The 18,315-nt window shown below is 58.7% G+C and carries 17 protein-coding genes; 8 read left to right on the forward strand and 9 right to left on the reverse strand.

What is annotated here, in order from left to right; all coding sequences use genetic code 11:
• Positions 1–6 precede the first annotated feature (6 nt).
• The 4 genes from ACTJJ6_RS08330 to mdtH all read right to left on the reverse strand — a co-directional run bounded on the left by ACTJJ6_RS08330 (position 7) and on the right by mdtH (position 3,982).
• A complete protein-coding gene (locus ACTJJ6_RS08330; RefSeq protein ID WP_440802576.1) occupies positions 7–1,647 on the reverse strand; it encodes an ABC1 kinase family protein in 1,641 nt (546 codons plus the stop codon).
• 32 nt (positions 1,648–1,679) lie between these two features.
• Positions 1,680–2,327: a glutaredoxin 2 gene (gene grxB / locus ACTJJ6_RS08335; RefSeq protein WP_049299174.1), complete on the reverse strand. Its 648-nt coding sequence runs from the start codon at positions 2,325–2,327 to the stop codon at positions 1,680–1,682.
• A 127-nt stretch (positions 2,328–2,454) separates the two neighbouring features.
• Complete coding sequence (locus tag ACTJJ6_RS08340; protein WP_016927419.1) at positions 2,455–2,703, reverse strand: hypothetical protein; 249 nt, start codon at positions 2,701–2,703, stop codon at positions 2,455–2,457.
• Between the two features lie 73 nt (positions 2,704–2,776).
• Positions 2,777–3,982 carry a multidrug efflux MFS transporter MdtH gene (gene mdtH / locus ACTJJ6_RS08345; protein ID WP_440802573.1) on the reverse strand — a complete coding sequence of 402 codons (1,206 nt, stop codon included), beginning with the start codon at positions 3,980–3,982 and terminating at the stop codon, positions 2,777–2,779.
• A gap of 346 nt (positions 3,983–4,328) precedes the next feature.
• Between mdtH and rimJ the strand changes: the two genes are divergently transcribed.
• From rimJ to murJ, 4 genes are all read left to right on the forward strand, one after another.
• Positions 4,329–4,913, forward strand: a complete 585-nt coding sequence (rimJ, locus tag ACTJJ6_RS08350; protein WP_028127485.1) for a ribosomal protein S5-alanine N-acetyltransferase — start codon at positions 4,329–4,331, stop codon at positions 4,911–4,913.
• Between the two features lie 9 nt (positions 4,914–4,922).
• Positions 4,923–5,570 (forward strand): YceH family protein, encoded by a 648-nt coding sequence (locus tag ACTJJ6_RS08355; RefSeq protein WP_440802571.1) that lies wholly within the window; start codon positions 4,923–4,925, stop codon positions 5,568–5,570.
• Positions 5,563–6,483, forward strand: a complete 921-nt coding sequence (locus ACTJJ6_RS08360) for a Gfo/Idh/MocA family protein (protein ID WP_028127484.1) — start codon at positions 5,563–5,565, stop codon at positions 6,481–6,483. The genes ACTJJ6_RS08355 and ACTJJ6_RS08360 overlap by 8 nt, the downstream gene beginning before the upstream one ends.
• A 106-nt stretch (positions 6,484–6,589) precedes the next feature.
• The gene (gene murJ / locus ACTJJ6_RS08365) at positions 6,590–8,125 is read left to right on the forward strand and encodes a murein biosynthesis integral membrane protein MurJ (protein ID WP_028127483.1); all 1,536 of its coding nucleotides are present in this window, start codon (positions 6,590–6,592) and stop codon (positions 8,123–8,125) included.
• A 62-nt stretch (positions 8,126–8,187) separates the two neighbouring features.
• Here the strand turns inward: murJ and argS are convergent, their stop codons facing one another.
• Positions 8,188–9,918, reverse strand: coding sequence for an arginine--tRNA ligase (gene argS, locus ACTJJ6_RS08370; protein WP_016927425.1), 1,731 nt, complete (start codon positions 9,916–9,918; stop codon positions 8,188–8,190).
• Positions 9,919–10,746: 828 nt separating this feature from the next.
• On the opposite strand from argS, the gene ACTJJ6_RS08375 reads away from it, so the two are divergent.
• Positions 10,747–11,313, forward strand: coding sequence for a VOC family protein (locus ACTJJ6_RS08375; protein WP_016927427.1), 567 nt, complete (start codon positions 10,747–10,749; stop codon positions 11,311–11,313).
• Here the strand turns inward: ACTJJ6_RS08375 and ACTJJ6_RS08380 are convergent.
• The gene (locus ACTJJ6_RS08380) at positions 11,310–12,458 is read right to left on the reverse strand and encodes a MalY/PatB family protein (RefSeq protein WP_440802566.1); all 1,149 of its coding nucleotides are present in this window, start codon (positions 12,456–12,458) and stop codon (positions 11,310–11,312) included. The two genes, ACTJJ6_RS08375 and ACTJJ6_RS08380, sit on opposite strands and share 4 nt — an antisense overlap.
• 101 nt (positions 12,459–12,559) lie before the next feature.
• Between ACTJJ6_RS08380 and cutC the strand changes: the two genes are divergently transcribed.
• The 3 genes from cutC to ACTJJ6_RS08395 all read left to right on the forward strand — a co-directional run bounded on the left by cutC (position 12,560) and on the right by ACTJJ6_RS08395 (position 15,993).
• Positions 12,560–13,318 carry a copper homeostasis protein CutC gene (gene cutC, locus ACTJJ6_RS08385; protein WP_049299189.1) on the forward strand — a complete coding sequence of 253 codons (759 nt, stop codon included), beginning with the start codon at positions 12,560–12,562 and terminating at the stop codon, positions 13,316–13,318.
• Between the two features lie 429 nt (positions 13,319–13,747).
• The gene (locus ACTJJ6_RS08390; RefSeq protein WP_028127482.1) at positions 13,748–14,152 is read left to right on the forward strand and encodes a hypothetical protein; all 405 of its coding nucleotides are present in this window, start codon (positions 13,748–13,750) and stop codon (positions 14,150–14,152) included.
• A complete protein-coding gene (locus tag ACTJJ6_RS08395; RefSeq protein ID WP_440802563.1) occupies positions 14,149–15,993 on the forward strand; it encodes an FKBP-type peptidyl-prolyl cis-trans isomerase N-terminal domain-containing protein in 1,845 nt (614 codons plus the stop codon). Before ACTJJ6_RS08390 ends, ACTJJ6_RS08395 begins: the two co-directional genes overlap by 4 nt.
• A 37-nt stretch (positions 15,994–16,030) precedes the next feature.
• On the opposite strand, the gene cmoB is transcribed toward ACTJJ6_RS08395, so the two are convergent.
• From cmoB to ACTJJ6_RS08410, 3 genes are all read right to left on the reverse strand, one after another.
• The gene (gene cmoB, locus ACTJJ6_RS08400) at positions 16,031–17,002 is read right to left on the reverse strand and encodes a tRNA 5-methoxyuridine(34)/uridine 5-oxyacetic acid(34) synthase CmoB (RefSeq protein WP_033640100.1); all 972 of its coding nucleotides are present in this window, start codon (positions 17,000–17,002) and stop codon (positions 16,031–16,033) included.
• Positions 16,999–17,742, reverse strand: a complete 744-nt coding sequence (gene cmoA, locus ACTJJ6_RS08405) for a carboxy-S-adenosyl-L-methionine synthase CmoA (RefSeq protein ID WP_440802560.1) — start codon at positions 17,740–17,742, stop codon at positions 16,999–17,001. The genes cmoB and cmoA overlap by 4 nt, the downstream gene beginning before the upstream one ends.
• Positions 17,743–17,844: 102 nt before the next feature.
• Complete coding sequence (locus ACTJJ6_RS08410) at positions 17,845–18,240, reverse strand: MAPEG family protein (protein ID WP_004932387.1); 396 nt, start codon at positions 18,238–18,240, stop codon at positions 17,845–17,847.
• Positions 18,241–18,315 lie beyond the last annotated feature (75 nt).

Genomic DNA, 18,315 nt, shown 5'->3' on the forward strand with positions numbered 1-18,315 from the left:
AAAGCGTCAGCGCCGCAATCGCAGCGCCAGGAGGATCACGCCGGCCAGGCAGGCCGCGGCCCCCAACAGCGGGAACAGCGGAATGCCCCACAGCTGCAGTGAGGAGTGCATCAGATAAGGCGCCAGGCCCAGGGCAAAAGCGGCGGTGACAATGGCGATAGCCAGGGTGACGGCGGCGCGTTCCAACGCCTTGCTCAACTGGCCGAGATTACTGACGTTGATATCGGCATTGAGCTGCCCGCGTTTTAGGCGGCGCACCAACAGCCGCAGGGTTTGTGGCAGTTCTTCCCCGGCGTCGAGCGCTTCCCCGCCCAGGGCCAACAACCGCTGGCGCACGGCGTCAGGGGCATAGCGTTGCAGCACCGTTTGTTGCAGCATCGGTTTGAGGGTGGCGACGATGTCGAAGGCCGGATCCAATCGGTGCAGCACGCCGTCGGCGGTGATTAACGCCTTGAACAGCAGCACCAGATCGGGCGGCAGCGCCAACTGGTGTTCACGCGCCATCACCAGCAGGTCGGTCAGAGCCTTGCCCAACGTCAGGGTGGTGGCGGCCTGTTTGTCGAGAAAGTTTTGCGCCGCCAGCTCCAGATCCATCAGATCCAGCGGCTCGCTGTCCGACCAGGCGATCAGCGTGTTGACGATGCCTTCGGACTGACGTTCGGCAATGGCCTGCAGCAGCAGGAGCAGCTGGTTGCGCCGCCGTTCGGACAGCTGGCCCACCATGCCGAAGTCGATGAAGCCGACGCGGTCGCCGCTCAGCGCCATCACGTTGCCGGGGTGCGGATCGGCGTGATACAGCCGGTGCTCCAGCACCATGCTCATAAAGGCGCGGGCGCCGCGCTGCGCCAGCAGCGGGCCGTCAAAGCCCGCTTCCGCCAACTGCCGGGGGTTCTCCGGCGCGGTGCCGGGCAAGTACTCCTGCACTAACAGACGTGGGGAAGACCATTGCCAATAGATTTTGGGCACGACCACGTCGGGTTCACGCGCGAACATGCCGGCGACGCGATCGCAGTTATGCCCTTCATGGGTCAAATCCAGTTCATGATTGAGCGCCGTCGCTAGCGCTCTGACCATCTGCCGTGGTCGATAGCGCGCCAGCGCCTGACTCTGCTGCTCTACGGTTTCCGCCAGCGAGGCCAGCAGCCGCAGATCGGCGTGAATGGTTTTCGCCAGGCCGGGCCGCAGCACTTTCACCACCACTTGTTCGCCGCTGTGCAGGCGCGCGCGGTAGATTTGCGCCATCGACGCCGCCGCCAGCGGTGTGCGATCGAATTCAGCAAACAGTTGCTCGGGATCATCGCCGAGATCGGCAACGATCTGCGGCGCCAGCGTTTCCCATGGCAGCACCGCCGCCTGGCTGTGCAGGCGATCCAGTTCGTCGGTCCAGGCCGGATCCAACAGGTCAGAACGCGTGGCCAGGATCTGGCCGAATTTGACGAAGGTTGGGCCTAGCGCCTCGAGCGCTTCGCGCAGCCGCTCGGGCAGGGTTTGTGCGTCCAATTGGGCGGGTTCAGCGCGGGCGCCGCGCAGCAAAGCCCCCAGGCCTAGCAGACGCAGAACGTCTTGCAGGCCGTAACGAATCAGAACGGAGGTAATTTCCTTCAGCCGCGCCCGATCGCGAGCGGTGGCGAGCACCATTTTCAGCATCAGTACGCCATATCCTTTGGGTTATTCAAACGTTATTGTTCCATGTCCAGCAGCAACGGCACTTCGCTGCGTTGCGCCATGCGGTTGCGGTAGGTTTCCACGTTGTCCGGCAGAGCAACCCCGGCGACGATCGACAACGAGCGCAGCAGCGGGAACAGGTGGATATCGTCCTCGGACAGCTCGCCGTTTACCGCTTCGGCGGAGACGATCAGCGGTGACAGGGTTTGCAGATCGGCCTCCAGCTGGGCGATCAGATCGGCGCTGTTGGCGAGATGCTCGGCGAAATCACCGATTGACGCCTGCTTTTTATCGATAAAATAACGGCGGGCGCTGTCGGTGGCGAACTCTTCGAAATCGGCATGCGCAATACGCGGCAACAGCAATTTTGCGCTGTACTCGCCGACCCGCTGCAGCCACTCGGCAATGGCGGGGTTGGTGCGGCCGGTCAGCACCGGCTTGCCGTCCAGGTTATCGACATAGCGTACGATATCCAGGCTTTCCGGCATCGCTTCGCCGTTGTCTTTGACCAGGATAGGCACCATTTTTTGGCCGATCAGGTTGAGCGGGGTCGTCTCATCGTCGTTGAGCAACGTGACCAGGCGAATCGGCAGACGTTTCAGGCCGAAAATCATGCGGGCTTTAACGCAGAATGGGCAATGATCGTAAATGAACAGTTTCATGCTTGCTCCGGGTTGTCAGGTTTTAACAGCAATAGTTACCACAGCTTATCGAGGCTGTCTTGACGTGCGTGTGTTGGATGGTGCGTTATTGCGATATTGCCCGCGCACCGGCGCGGGCTAGGGGGCGTTATTTCTTGGCCGGTACCGAGTTGAGCACATCGATCAGGTGAATGCGAGCTTCTTCCAAGTCGATTTTGTCACGTTCGTTGGTGGCGGTGACGACCTGCAGCTGTTTGATAATATCGTTTTTCAGGCCGGCGTCGCTGGCGAGGATATGGGCCAGAGCCTTTTCCACCAGGGTGGAACGCGCATAAATCATGCGCAAGTTCAGTATCATATGTTCGAGTAGTTGCGGTAATTTTGCTTCTTCGTTCATGCCGACGGGCTCCTGTGGGTGTTTTTACTAACAGGATAGCAGCTGTTGCCGATTCGGCCGGATTTCTATGGCGTTAACCGCCGCGCAGCATCATCGATGCACTGCGCCGCGGGCTGAACTGCCAGTACAGCGCTAGCAACGTAACGAAGCCCACGGCTCCAAGCAGCAACCAGGGTAACTCCGGCATGTTCATCGTCCGTCCGGTATCGTACATCCAGCCGCCGCCGGTGTAACCTAACGCGCCACCCAGCGCCAGACCAAGGCGGCTGAAGCCCATATAGCTGCCACGCGCACGTGGATCGGCCAGCGAAGCGCTCAGCGTCTCGCGCGCCGGTTCGGCGATGATCGATCCCAGATAGAAGCAGCAGATCAGCGTGAACACGCCCTGCAAGCTGGTGGCGAGACCGATCGGCAACAGGCTGAGCGTCATCAGCAACAGGCCCGCCATCAGGCGCTGCTCAAGCCGGAAGTGTTTTTCTCCCCAACGCGCCAGCGGATAGAGTAGCGACAACGACAGCGCCGCTTCAATCGCATACATCCATTTCACCGCCGCCGGTGAGCCGGCGATTTCGTTAACCACGATCGGCATCATCAGCATCACCTGTACCGCCAACATGTAATAACCGGTCAGCGTCAGGACATAGGTGAGGAAGCGGCGATCGCGCACGACCCGCAGCATGCCTTCCTTCATCGGTATACGCACGGTAGAGATGCGGTAAGCCGGCAGTAGCCAAGCGTTCCAGCCAGCGGCGAGCACGAAGATCGCCGCCCCCATCCAGCAGACAAAGTGGAAATCGTACTGCAGCAGCCAACTGCCGAGCAGCGCGCCGACCACCGCACCCGCGCTGTCCTGCATCATCAGCAGCGAGAAAAAACGGCCGCGTTCATGCGGGCGGGTCAACTTGATTACCAAAGCGGTGCGCGGCGGATCGAATAACGTGCCGCCCAGGGCGGACAGCGCGCAGGAGAACCACAGGATCCAAGGCTCATCCGCCATCGCCATGGTAGCGAAACCGGCGGCGCGCAGCAGCATGCCGGTGACGATCATCGGCTTGGCGCCGAAGCGATCGGCGATGGCGCCGCCAAAGATGCCGAGCCCTTGTTGCAGCAGCTGGCGCAAACCCAGCGCGATGCCGACGATCAGCGCCGCCCATCCTAATTGATCGACAAAGCGGATCGAAATAAGCGGGAACACGACAAAGAAGCCTAAAACCACCAGCAGGTTGTCGAGCAACAGAAAATATTTACCCAAGCTGCGCGCTTGCGACACCAGAGACATGCATCACCATGAGCAATTAAGAGAGAGGGGGAAGGCAACCCCACCATTCTCTACCCAATTGCCGGACGGCGACAGGGGCGCAGTAGATAATATTTTTTTATCGTCAAGGTGTTACCTGCGCTGCAAAATAGGCGGAAAAACGCTGTAAAACGCGTATTCGGTGATTTACTGAGCGACCGGGATTTTACCTCGAGGGCGGGCTACGGTTATATTGAATGCAGGGAAGTGCGGTTCTGAGGCGCTATTGGCTAAATAAAGTCATGGCATTAGATCGGCGCCGGATAATTAACCATGCGACTTCCCAATAAATACTTCTTATCGAACCGTTTTGACTGCGGGGGAAATGATGTTCGGCTACCGCTCTGCATCGCCAAAAGTACGTCTTACTACCGACCGGATGGTGGTCCGTTTAGTGCATGAACGGGACGCCTATCGTCTGGCGGATTATTATGCCGAGAACCGAGCCTTTCTCAAACCCTGGGAGCCGGTGCGCGACGAAAGCCACTGTTATCCTTCCGGCTGGCAGGCGCGTCTGGGCATGATCGCTGAAATGCAAAAGCAGGGCAGCGCCTACTATTTTATCCTGCTCGATCCGCAAGAGCAGGAAGTGCGCGGCGTGGCGAACTTCAGCAACGTGCTGCGCGGTTCGTTTCACGCCTGTTTCCTCGGTTATTCGCTGGGGGAGAAATGGCAGGGACAGGGGCTGATGTTCGAAGCCTTGCAGTCCGCCATCCGCTATATGCTGCGCCAACAGCGCATGCACCGCATCATGGCCAACTATATGCCGCACAACCAGCGCAGCGGCGCATTGCTGACGCGTCTGGGATTCGAACGCGAAGGTTACGCCAAGGATTACCTGCTGATCGACGGCCAGTGGCAAGACCACGTTTTGACGGCATACACCAATAAAGAGTGGCTCCCCCCACGTTGAGGCCAAACGATGAAATATGAATTGGACGCCAGAGAGGCTCGGGTTATCGGCTGCCTGTTGGAAAAACAGGTCACGACCCCGGATCAATACCCGCTTTCGCTGAATGCCATTACGCTGGCATGTAACCAAAAAACCAACCGTGAACCGGTGATGGATCTGAGCGAAAGCGAAGTGCAGCAGCTCCTCGATCTGTTGCTGCGCAAACATTTCCTGCGCACCCTCAGCGGGTTCGGCAACCGGGTAGTGAAGTACGAACAGCGGTTTTGCAACTCCGAGTTCGGCCAACTGAAACTTTCGCCCGCCGAACTGGCGGTGATCGCCACCTTACTGCTACGCGGCGCGCAAACGCCCGGCGAGCTGCGCACCCGTACCAATCGGATGCACGAGTTCAGCGATGTCAGCGAAGTCGAACAGGTGTTGCAACAGCTGGCCACGCGAGAAGATGGCCCGTTCGTGGTGCGCCTGGCGCGTGAGCCGGGCAAGCGCGAAAGCCGATTCATGCATCTGTTCAGCGGCCAGATTGATGAAGCGCCGCCCGCGGCGTTCGAACCCGAGGACGACGGCGAACTGAGCGCCAGGGTTAGCGCATTGGAAAGCGAAGTGGCGGAACTGAAACGGCAGTTGCAACACCTGTTGGTGAGGGATGCGAATGACTAAATTGCGTGTAGGCGTGGTGGGATTGGGCAGTATCGCGCAGAAGGCTTACCTGCCAATCCTCGGTCAGGCGGCGGATTGGACTCTGGTGGGCGGTTTTTCGCCCAATCAGCAAAAAGCGCAGCCGCTGTGCGACAGCTACCGCATGGCCTGTTTCTCTCGGTTGGACAGCCTGGCCGAACAGTGCGACGCGGTCTTTGTTCACAGCAGCACCGCCAGCCATTTTTCGGTAATAGGCGAGCTGCTGAACCGCGGCGTGCACGTTTACGTCGATAAACCGCTGGCGGAGACGCTGGAGCAGGGCGAGCAGTTGCTTGAGTTGGCCGAGCGGCGGGGCAAAACGCTGATGGTGGGGTTCAACCGCCGTTTCGCACCGCTTTACCGGCAGCTCAAGCAGCAAATGAATCAGCCGGCCTCCATTCGCATGGATAAACATCGGGCGGACAGCGTCGGCCCGCGCGATCTGCGTTTTACCCTGTTGGATGATTACCTGCATGTGGTGGACACGGCGCTGTGGCTGGCGGGCGGAGGCGAGCAACTGCTGAGCGGCAGCGTGCGCGCCAACGCCGCAGGCGAAATGCTGTACGCCGAGCACCACTTCGCCTGCGGCGACACGCAGGTGACGACCAGCATGCATCGCCGCGGCGGCAGCCAGCGCGAAAGCGTGCAGGCGGTGACCGACGGCGCGCTGTATCAGTTGACCGATATGCGCCACTGGCTGCGTGAAGATGCGCAGGGCGAGTTGGAACAACCTGTGCCGGGCTGGCAAAGTACGCTGGTGCAACGCGGCTTCGACGGTGCGGTGCGGCATTTCCTTGATGCCGTCGCCAATCAGAGCGCGCCGGAAACCGGCGGCGAACAGGCGCTGTTTGCCCAGCGGGTGGTCGAGCGTTTGCTACGGGATAACTCTATGTAACATATGGCGGTAGCTATTCTTTTCCGGATGCGTAAACTGAGCCGATTGTTTCACTGACGCCTGCTGTTGCAGGCGTTGATATTTACGGTACCTATCAGACAACCACATGAACCTACTCAAATCCTTGGCTGCCGTCAGCTCGATGACGATGTTTTCGCGGGTGTTGGGCTTTGCCCGCGATGCGATCGTCGCGCGGGTGTTCGGGGCCGGCATGGCAACGGACGCCTTCTTCGTGGCGTTCAAACTCCCGAATCTGTTACGCCGTATCTTTGCCGAAGGCGCGTTTTCGCAGGCCTTCGTGCCGATCCTGGCCGAATACAAAAGCCAGCAGGGCGACGAGGCGACACGCACGTTTATCGCCTATGTCTCCGGGCTGCTGACGCTGGTGCTGGCGGTGGTGACGGTACTGGGGATGTTGGCCGCGCCCTGGGTTATCTATCTCACCGCGCCGGGCTTTACCGATACGCCCGACAAGTTTGCCCTGACGTCGGCGCTGCTGCGCATCACATTCCCCTATATTCTGTTGATCTCGCTGGCGTCGCTGGTGGGGGCGATCCTCAATACCTGGAACCGCTTCTCGATCCCGGCCTTTGCGCCAACGCTGCTTAACGTCAGCATGATTGGCTTCGCGCTGTTCGCCGCGCCGTATTTCCACCCGCCGGTGCTGGCGCTGGCCTGGGCGGTGGTGGTAGGCGGCGTGCTGCAACTGGGCTACCAACTGCCGCACCTGCGCAAGATCGGCATGCTGGTGCTGCCGCGCCTCAAATTGGGCGATGCCGGAGTCTGGCGGGTAATGCGTCAGATGGGGCCGGCGATCCTTGGGGTGTCGGTCAGCCAAATCTCGCTGATCATCAACACTATCTTCGCATCGTTCCTGGTATCCGGCTCGGTGTCCTGGATGTACTACGCCGACCGCCTGATGGAATTTCCTTCTGGCGTGTTGGGTGTGGCATTAGGCACCATCCTGCTGCCGTCGCTGGCCAAAAGCTTCTCAAGCGGCAACCACGACGAGTATTCGCGCCTGATGGATTGGGGGCTGCGCCTGTGTTTTCTGCTGGCGTTGCCGAGCGCCATCGCGCTGGGCATTTTGGCCAAACCGTTGACCGTCTCGCTGTTCCAGTACGGCAAGTTCAGCGCCTTTGACGCGGCGATGACGCAACGCGCGCTGGTGGCTTACTCGGTGGGGCTGATGGGGCTGATCGTGGTTAAAGTGCTGGCGCCGGGCTTCTATTCGCGGCAGGACATCAAAACGCCGGTCAAGATCGCTATCATCACGCTGATCATGACGCAGGTGATGAACCTGGCGTTTATTGGTCCGCTGAAGCATGCCGGCCTGGCGCTGTCGATCGGCTTGGCGGCTTGCCTGAACGCCTCGCTGCTGTATTGGCAGCTGCGCAAGCAGAAGATTTTCCAGCCACAGCCGGGTTGGGCGCTGTTCCTCACTAAGCTGGTGATCGCCGTGCTGGCGATGTCGGCGGTGCTGATTGGCGTGATGTGGCTGATGCCGGCTTGGGATCAGGGCAATATGCTGGAACGTTTGCTGCGTTTGGCTGCGGTGGTGGTGGCCGGTGTGGTGGCCTACTTTGGCGTGCTGGCCGGGTTGGGCTTCCGCCCGCGTGATTTTGCGCGCCGCGTCGCCTGAGTCGAATGCAAGAACAAAAAAAGGTCGCCTTGGCGACCTTTTTACTTTCCGCGCGGTGCGGCTTACATGCGTTCGACGGTTTCGATGCCCAGCGTATCCAGGCCGGTTTTCAGCGTTTTAGAGGTCAGCAGCGCCAGCTTCAGGCGGCTCTGACGGGTTTCTTCGCTGTCGGCGTTCAGGATCTGGCAGTGCTCGTAGAAGCTGGAGAACAAGCCGGCCAGATCATACAGGTAGCTGCACATGACGTGAGGCGTGCCTTCACGTGCAACGGTGGTGAGCACCTCTTCGAACTGCAGCAAGCGGGTAGCCAGCGCAATTTCACGCTCTTCGGTCAGCGTCAGCGGCAGTGTCAGGCTGCTTTCGTCGATCCCGGCGCGCTTGAATACCGATGCCACACGGGTATAGGCGTATTGCATATAAGGCGCGGTATTGCCCTCGAAGGCCAGCATGTTGTCCCAGTCGAAGACATAGTCGGTGGTGCGGCTTTTCGACAGATCGGCGTATTTCACCGCGCCGATGCCGACCACGCGGGCCACGGTCTTCATTTCATCTTGCGGCATGTCCGGGTTTTTGCCGGCGATCAGCTGTTCGGCGCGTTCGATGGCTTCATCCAGCAGATCGGAGAGCTTCACCGTGCCGCCCGAGCGGGTTTTGAACGGCTTACCGTCTTTGCCCAGCATCATGCCGAACATGTGGTGCTCCAGCGAGACGGACTCCGGCACGTAACCGGCCTTGCGCACGATGGTCCAGGCCTGCATCAGGTGCTGATGCTGGCGGGAGTCGATGTAATACAGAACGCGGTTGGCGCCCAGAGTTTCGTAGCGATACTTGGCGCAGGCGATATCGGTGGTGGTGTAGAGGTAGCCGCCATCCTTTTTCTGGATGATGACGCCCATCGGGTCGCCGTCCTTGTTCTGGTATTCGTCGAGGAACACCACGGTGGCGCCTTCGCTTTCCACCGCCAGCCCTTTGGCTTTCAGATCGGCGACGATGCCCGGCAGCATCGCGTTATACAGGCTTTCGCCCATCACGTCGTCTTCGGTCAGCGTGACGTTCAGGCGGTTATAGGTCAGCTGGTTTTGCGCCATGGTGATGTCGACCAGCTTGCGCCACATTTTCAGGCAGTACTGATCGCCGCCCTGCAGCTTCACGACGTAAGCGCGCGCGCGCTCGGCGAACTCGGCGTCTTCGTCGTAGTGTTTCTTGGCTTCGCGATAGAACTGTTCCAAATCGGACAGACCCATATCGCTGGCATTTTCGTTCTGCATTTTTTCCAGGTAGGCAATCAACATGCCGAACTGAGTGCCCCAGTCGCCGACATGGTTGGCGCGAATCACTTTATGGCCCAAAAACTCCTGGGTACGCGCCGCGGCGTCGCCGATGATGGTGGAGCGCAGGTGGCCGACGTGCATCTCTTTCGCCACGTTCGGCGCGGAATAGTCGATAACGATGGTTTGCGGTTCAACCGGCGCAATGCCCAGCTTCGGTGCGTTCAGCACCTGATCGGCCTGGCGGGCGACCCAATCGCTGTTCAGGAAAATGTTGATAAAGCCGGGACCGGCGATTTCCACTTTACCGGCGACGTCGCCGAGATCCAGCAGTTGCACCACTTTTTCCGCCAGCTGACGGGGCGGCATGCCCAGCTTTTTGGCGACTGACATCACGCCGTTGGCCTGGTAATCGCCAAACTGCGCCTTGGCGGAAGGGCGGACCTGCGCTTCGCAATCGGCTGGCGCGCCAGCGGCGATCAGCGCCTGGCTGACTTTATCTGAAAGAAGAACCTGAATATTCACCGGGTTACCTTAATGACGAACGAGGGGCTGAAGCCAGCCCCTGCGGGATTCAACGGTGGCGGGCGCGATGGGCGACCGCCACAAAACAGCCTGTAATTGTAACCGATCTGACGAAGCCCGTCAGCAGTTGGCGCGGCCGCTGCGATGAAACAGTTGTCGGGTGCGGCGCGTTGATTGCCGGAAGGTGAAAGCAGAATGACCTGAACAGAATGTACGAAGGGGAGAGTTGCGAAGCTAGCGTTTTTTATTGCGGCGACCGGCATCCAGCGTGTTGACGCTGCGTGATTTGAAATGACGGTAGATGGCGTATACGGCGATAATTATCAACACCAAGGATATCGTCAGCAATAACATAATGATCATCTCGAATTTAAATTTCCTCCAAAGTAGCGGAGTTGTCTTGGTGAATCAATTGTCTGGGGGTAAATTAAGATAATCCTTAGCTTCCCATCAATTAATGGGGTTTATTTTCTTTTTTTACAATAGGTTGCGCTTATGGTTTTATGTGACTTCGATAAGTGAATCAGGTTTGATTAAACCAGACTATTCAATCGACTTGACCAATGGAGTGCAGAGAGTTTTGTGCAAAATAACTTAAATCATAACGTCATGAAGAGAAGGTATAATGGCTTGCGAAAAATCTTATTTTTTATTTTTCTGTTGCTTTAATAAGCTGTCATCTTAATAAGAAACTGGTTTTTATTCTCCCCGTCCGCAACCAAAAATCATTCTGAACCGCCGCCGAAAAACGTCGCCACGGTGGCGAGCGCTGCCGCCACCGTGTAAATTACGGCGTTTAACTTTGCGCTCCGTTGTTTTGAGGTTTCTATGACCACTCCCTTGCAGACCGTTGCCGAGCTTGACGATCTGACGCTCGATTTGCCGCGTTTCGAGCAGGCGCTGTATCAATTTGCCGCCAAATTGCGGCTTGATCTGGCCGCGTTCACCGCCGATCACATCTCCCTGCGCTGTCACCAGAATGCCACCGCTGAACGTTGGCGCCAGGGGCTGATGCAGTGCGGGACACTGCTATCCGAATCGATGATCAACGGGCGGCCTATCTGTCTGTTCGATTTGTCTCAGCCGTTGGCCGTAGGGCCGTGGCGGATAGACTGCATCGAGCTGCCGTATCCTGGGGAGAAGCGCTATCCGCACGAAGGCTGGGAACACGTCGAATTAGTGCTCAGTGGCGATCCTCAGACGCTGTACGCTCGGGCGTTGAGCCACCTTGCCGATGAGGCATTGTTGGCGCCGGGGATCAAGCTGAAGCAAAGCTCGCCAAAAGGCGAGGGCGAGCGGCTACCGAACCCGACGCTGGCCATCACCGACGGAACGGTCACGATCAAGTTTCATCCGTATTCCATTCGAGACATCGTCGCCAGCGAACAAGGTTAGCCAGGCAGCGCCGCACAGGCTCGCGCCATGCGATCGAGCGCTTCATCGAGCAGGGCCCATCGGCAACCAAAGTTAAGCCGCACAAAGCGCCGATCGCCGAAATCCAAACCGGCGCTTAATCCAACGCCCGCGCGCTCGAAGAACTGATGCGGATTGTCCACCGGCAACGCGCCGCAGTCGATCCAGGCCAAATAGGTGGCTTCAATCGGCAACAACTTCAATCCCGGCATGGCGTTGATGCGTTCTGTCACCCGATCGCGATTGGCGCGCAGATAAATCAACTGCTCGTCCAGCCAGGGTTGCCCGTATTGATAGGCCGCCTGGGCGGCGACCAGCGCCAGCAGATTGACCTCCGGCACGATGCCGCTGCGCGCGCGTTTCAGCTTTTGTCGCAGCGCCTCATTAGGGACGATCGCCATCGAGGCGCAGAGCCCGGCGAGATTAAACGTCTTTGACGGTGACATCAGCGTCACGCTGCGTTGGGCCGCGTCTTCATTCAGGGTGGCGAAGGGGATATGGCGCGCGCCGGGCTCAAGCAGCAGTTCGCAGTGAATTTCATCCGAACAGACGATTAAATCGTGTTCGCGAGCGAACCGGTGGTGCTGCAACAGCTCCTCTCGGCGATACACGGTGCCACCGGGGTTCTGCGGGTTGCACAGCAACAGGAGTTTTTCGTTGCCGTTGAGCCGATCATGCATCGAGGAAAAATCCAGCCCCCAACGCTGGTTGACCGCTGTTAGCGATACCGAAAGGTGTTTACGCCCGGCGAATTTGGCCGCTTTGCGAAACGGCGGATAAATGAGCGAGGGGGCCAGCGTGCTCTGATGTTCTTCGGTGCAGGCTCGCACGCACAGGTTCAGGCCGCACACCAGGCCAGGCAGGAAAATGATCCATTCAGGCTTGATGTGCCAATCGTAGCGCTCTACCATGCGGCGGGTAAAAACCTCAATAAGATCAGGGGATGGGTGGGTGTAGCCGAATACGCCGTGTGCTACGCGGCGCTGCAAGGCTTCGATCACCGCCGGCGGTGAGGTGAAATCGCTGTCGGCGACCCAAAGCGGGATGATGTCGCTACCGCGATATTTATCCCACTTAACGCTGTCACTGTGACTGCGGTCTACCCATTGATCAAAATTGAATGCCATAGTGATAACCCTGAGCCGGTTTATGCCTATGCATGAGCCTACGTGAGAAATGAAGAAATGAACAATTGCCGCCGTATGTTGGCCGTTATCTGGGGGTGACAATGATAAAACTGGAAGTTTGTTGCTTTAGCGTCGACTGTGCGCTGACGGCCGAACGGGCGGGCGCCGATCGCATCGAGTTGTGCGCCAGCCAGAGCGAAGGGGGATTGACGCCGAGCTATGGCACGCTGCGTCTGGCGCGTGAGCGGGTTTCGATCCCGGTGCATCCGATCGTTCGCCCGCGCGGTGGCGATTTCTGTTACGGCGCGGTGGATTTCGAAGTGATCAAACAAGACATCGGCCAAATTCGCGAGATGGGGTTCCCCGGTGTGGTGGTTGGCATGCTGGACGACGAAGGGCACATCGATCTGCCGCGCATGCGCGAAGTGATGAGGCTGTGCGAAGGCATGGCGGTGACGTTCCATCGCGCGTTCGATATGTGCCAGAATCCGATGGTGGCGCTGGAGCAACTGACCGAGCTGGGTGTGGCGCGCATTCTGACCTCCGGCCAGCAGCAGAGCGCCGAACTTGGCCTGCCGTTGCTGCGCGATTTGCGCCAGGCCAGCCAAGGCCCGGTGATCATGGCGGGTGCCGGCGTGCGCCTCAGCAATCTGCATAAGTTTGTCGATATCGGCCTGCATGAACTGCACAGCTCTTCCGGCCATCTGGTGCCGTCGACCATGCGTTATCGCAAGGCGGGCGTCACCATGTGCTCCGATAACGAGTTTGACGAATTTAGCCATTATTGCGTGGATGGCGAAATGGTGGAGGCGATGAAAAACGCGCTGGCCTTGGTTGATCCTCTGGCGCAAAGCGCATAAACACGCAGTTAGCCGCGTTTGACAACCGGTTTCCGGGCCGTAAGACCCCTTTGCGTGTCACTGAGTCCTCGGCGATCACGCAAGTACCAGGCCCCGGCGTTTTGCCGGGGCTTTTTTTATGTTTTGTAAAGACCATTAGCCTGTTTCAACGCGGTATCTCGGTCGACCAACCCCCCATTTCTTCTTGCGAACGTCATGCCCTGCTGATAAGTTTGTGAATTAAAATCCTTTAAATATCATAATATTAAATGATTTTTGATATGCATTGATGCAGTGAATTATTGGCGCCATGCCTCTCAATGCTGCGTCTGCATTTTCATGTCCGAACACGGCTTGGCTGATGGCCGGAACATCACAGCATCAATGAGGAGAGCCGTCAGCTCGACTGCAGAGCGCGTTGGCGGCGGACTTAACAAGGAGATAATGATAATGACCCGAACGGCACACTGTTGGACCGCTGCGCTTTTACTGACCTTGGCCCTGACCGGCTGCCAGACCGCCAAGCGGCCCGTTTCTACATTGAGTAAGCCGCCCAGCGCAGAAGAAGTTGCGGAGCAGGATAAGCGGCAGCGTGAGGCCGAGCGCATGCAGCAGTGCCAACGCGAACTGGATGCCATGCGCGGCATGGATAACGAGAAATATCAGAAATTCAAACGCGAGTTCGATACCTTGATGAGCGGTGCGGCGCAGTATGCCGGCGTGCGCCAGCGGATCAATACGGGCACGCAGGAAACCGTTGACGCCCTGTATCGTTATCGCACCAGCCGTCTGTGCGCAGACATCAGTTCTGCCATGATGACCGGTCTGGCTGAGCGCGGAGAACGCGCCCAATGATCCCTCGTGCGAGAAAGGCACTGCTGAGCCTGATGATATCGCTGGCGCTTGCGCCAACGCTGGTCGTGGCGGATGACGATGTGCCTGCATTATTGCAGTTTGCCGAGCGCTACCAGCAACAGGATGCACCGGCGGCTGACGCCGCAGTTACCCCGCCCCGGGAAATCCAAAAGCCGGCGTCCCGGCCGGTTCAACTTCGTGAAACGGCTGCGCAGAGAAAGCAACTGACGCAGTTGCAAAAGGCGCTGCGTGAGAAAGAGACTCGGCTGGAACAACAGCAAGCCGCTATTCAATCACTGCAGCAGGAGCTGACCGCGCTGCGCGTTGCGTCATCCCTGACGGTTGCCGATAAACCGGCACCGGCTCCCGATCTGAGCGCGTTGAGCGACTTCGCCAGCGGCGTGCGACAGGCGCTGAACCTGACGCCGCAGGAGCGCAAGGCTCAGGCGCAGATCGCCGAGGCGCAAGCCGCGTTGGCGCGGCAAAAGCAACAAACCGCGGAGCGAGATCGGCGCATTGCCTTGCTGGAACAACGGCTGGCGGCCTTGCCCAAACAGGCGGAAAACGTTCGGCAGCAGGTTTGGGAGGAGAAGCTGGCGGCGGCGCAAACCGCCAATGATAAAGCGCGTCAGCGTTATGAGCAGGACAAAAAAGCGGCCGCCGCTGAGCTGGAACGACAAAAGGTCGAGGCCGCCAAGTTGACGGATGAACTGCAGCGGCAGCTGACGCAGCTGCAGAAAGAACAGGGCGTCCAACGACAGCAGGGGGGGCAACAAGAGAAAAGCCTGAAGAGGGCGCTGGAACAACAAAAAGCCGAAGCCGCCAAGGCGGTGGGCGAGCTTCAACAGCGGCTGGCGCAGCTGCAGAAAGAGCGTGATGACCAACGTCGGCAGGCCGAGCAACAAGAGAAAAGCCTGCAGGCGTCGTTGGCAAAGCAGGCGATAGAAGCCGCCAAAGCGACGGAGGAACTGCAGCGGCAGTTGGCGCAACTGCAGGAAAAAAACAAAGCGCAAACCGAGCAGGCCAAAATGCTGGAACAACGTCTGGCGGCGGTGACGGCGGAAAGCGCGCAGGCAGCGCAGAAGAGGGATGAAGCGACGCAACGGGCGGATAAAACGGCAGCGGAGCTGGCTGCCGCCCATCAGGCTCAGCAAGCTTTGCAAGACGAACTGAGCGGGCTGAGATCGCGGGCCAAATGGTTGCCGGAAGTGAAAACGCTGAAGAAAAAACCGGAGCAACAGAGCTATGCTGCCGGCGTCGCCTTGGGGCGCGATATCCAAACGATGCTGGCTGAGCGTAAAAATTGGGGCATCACACCCGATAAAACCATGTTGCTGGCCGGCGTGATCGATACCTTCAACGGCCATTACCAGTTGAGCGATGCGCAGTTGACCCGCGCGCTGGCGGAGTCGGAAAAAGCGGTGAGTGACGCCAGAAACCAGGCGGCGAAGACGCAGACCAGCAAGGGTGAGGCGTTCGTTGCCGAGTTCAAAAAGAAGAAGGGCACGCAGAAATCGCCTTCCGGCTTCTGGTATCGCATCGATTATACGGGTGATGAAACCATTGCGGAAAACGCGCGGGTAGACATCGTGGTGAAAGAGAGCTTAACCGACGGCAGCGTGATTCAGGATATGGATCGCAGTGGAAAGGTGATGTCTCAGCCGCTCTCCGCCTATCCACCGCTGTTCCGCGAGGCGATCGGTCATCTGAAAAATCACGGTTCGCTGACGATGGTGGTGCCGCCGGCGTTGGCGTACGGTGAAACGGGCTATGCGCCGCAGATCCCGCCGAACGCGACGATGGTCTATGAGCTGCGGATTGTCGATGCCAGCAACGGGTAACTGGGGGCCGGCGCAGGCCGGCCCGATTAAGCGAGCGCTAGGGTTTTTTTGCAGTCAGCACGGCGCGCAGGGGCGCCGGATAGCCTTCCACCGTTTTGCTGCGATCGTTCGGATCGAGGAATTCGGCCAGTGATTCGCTGGTCATCCAGTCGGTGCGGCGCTGCTCTTCGAGACTGGTGACGCACATATCGGCAATCTTCACGTCGACGAAACCGCACTTCTCCAGCCAGCATTTCAGCGCCTCGGCGGAAGGAATGAAATACACGTTGCGCATCTGCGCATAACGATCGCCCGGCACCAGCACCTGGTGGCGATCGCCTTCCACCACCAGCGTTTCCAGCACCAGTTCGCCTTCAGCTACCAGCTGATTTTTCAGTTGATACAGATGATCGAGCGGCGAGCGGCGGTGATACAGCACCCCCATTGAGAACACGGTGTCGAACGCCGCCAAATCCGGCAATTGCTCGATGCCGAGCGGCAGCAGGTGGGCGCGCTGATCGCCGCCCAACAGCTTGCGCACCGCTTCGAACTGGCACAGGAACAGTTGCATCGGATCGATGCCTACGGCGAGATGTGCGCCGGCGCCGATCATGCGCCACAGGTGATAACCGCTACCGCAGCCGACATCGAGAATGGTGCGTCCGGCCAGCGGAGAAATGTGCGGCAGCACGCGATCCCATTTCCAGTCGGAATGCCATTCGGTATCGATATCGATGCCATACAGCGAGAACGGCCCTTTACGCCACGGCATCAGGGTGCGCAGCATTTTCTCGACGCCTTCAAGCTGGCCCGGCGACAGGCCGGGCTCCATCTCAGCGCGCACGCCGTGCAGCAGATCGAGACGGGTGGGGGTCAGCGTCGGCAAATGTTCCACCGAGTTGAACCACTGCTTGAATTTGCCGTGCAGCGATTCGCGTTGCCAGGCGCTCAGCTGTGCGGGCAGCGTATCCAGCCAGTGGCTGAGAGGGCTCTTGGCAATGCGCTGATAGAAATCACCGAATTCGATCATTGCGCATCCCCCGCTTTCAGGGCGATCAGTGAACCGAAGTTGAAGCACTGGAACCACACCTCAGCATGCTCGAATCCGGCATGTTGCAGACGCGCTTTGTGCGCTTCCACTGAATCGGTCAGCATCACGTTTTCCAGCATGCTGCGTTTTTGGCTGATCTCCAGCTCGCTGTATCCGTTGGCGCGTTTGAAATCGTGGTGCATGTTGAACAGCAGCTCGCCGACTTCGGCGTCTTCAAAGCTGAATTTTTCCGACAACACCAGCGCACCGCCCGGGCGCAGGCCACGATAGATTTTCTCCAGCAGGCGCAGGCGATCGGCCGGCTCGAGGAACTGCAGCGTAAAGTTCAGTACCACCATCGAGGCGTCTTCGATGTCGATGTCGCGAATGTCGGCTTCGATGACGTCAACCGGCGTGTCGGCGCGGAAGGCGTCAATATGGCGGCGGCAACGTTCCACCATCGCCGGCGAATTGTCGACGGCGATGATAGTGCAACCGGGCACCTTGATATTTCGCCGCATTGACAGCGTCGCTGCGCCCAGCGAGCAGCCCAGGTCATACACCCGGCTGTCGGGGTGCACAAAGCGTTCGGCCAGCATGCCGATCATCGAGATGATGTTGGAATAGCCGGGAACCGAGCGTTGGATCATGTCGGGAAACACTTCGGCGACGCGTTCGTCGAAGGTCCAGTCGCCCAGTTTGGCGATGGGGGCGGAGAAAAGGGTATCGCGGTTTGGCATAGCGGCAAATCAGTTCAGAATTCGAAGCTGCGTAGTCTAACAGAAAAGCGCAAAAAAGCGGAGCGGAAGCAGGCGGCGCGGCCGCCTGATGATAAAACGGGATCAGTGCAGGCTGAAAATCAGATCCCAAGGCAGATAGAAGATATTTGCCAGAACCATCAACAACAAAGAGATATAGGTCGCGGCCATGCCGGAACGGCGCCAGCGAACCTCACGGTTGCGTAAACCGTAGTAATGCACCAGCCGCCCGGCCATCAGCATCAGGCCGCAGAGGTGAATCATCCAGATTTCCGCGCCGTTCATTTCCATGATCACCAGCAATACGGCAGCGATAGGAATGTATTCAACGGCGTTGCCATGCACGCGTATGGCGGTCTGCAATTCGTAGAAACCGCCGTCGCCGTAGGCTACGCGGTACTGCATCCTTAATCTGACTACGTCATAAGAGAGTTTGATCAACAACAATGCGCCGAGCACCACATAAAGCGCGCTTACCATTTTTAACTCCGTTCCCTAACCAAAACTGGCAGTCAGCATCATAGCCGTCATTGTATTCACTGTCGCGGGGAAATA

Origin of the sequence: Serratia sp. 22278 (assembly GCF_052045405.1) — a bacterium.
Classification (GTDB): Bacteria; Pseudomonadota; Gammaproteobacteria; order Enterobacterales; family Enterobacteriaceae; genus Serratia; species Serratia marcescens.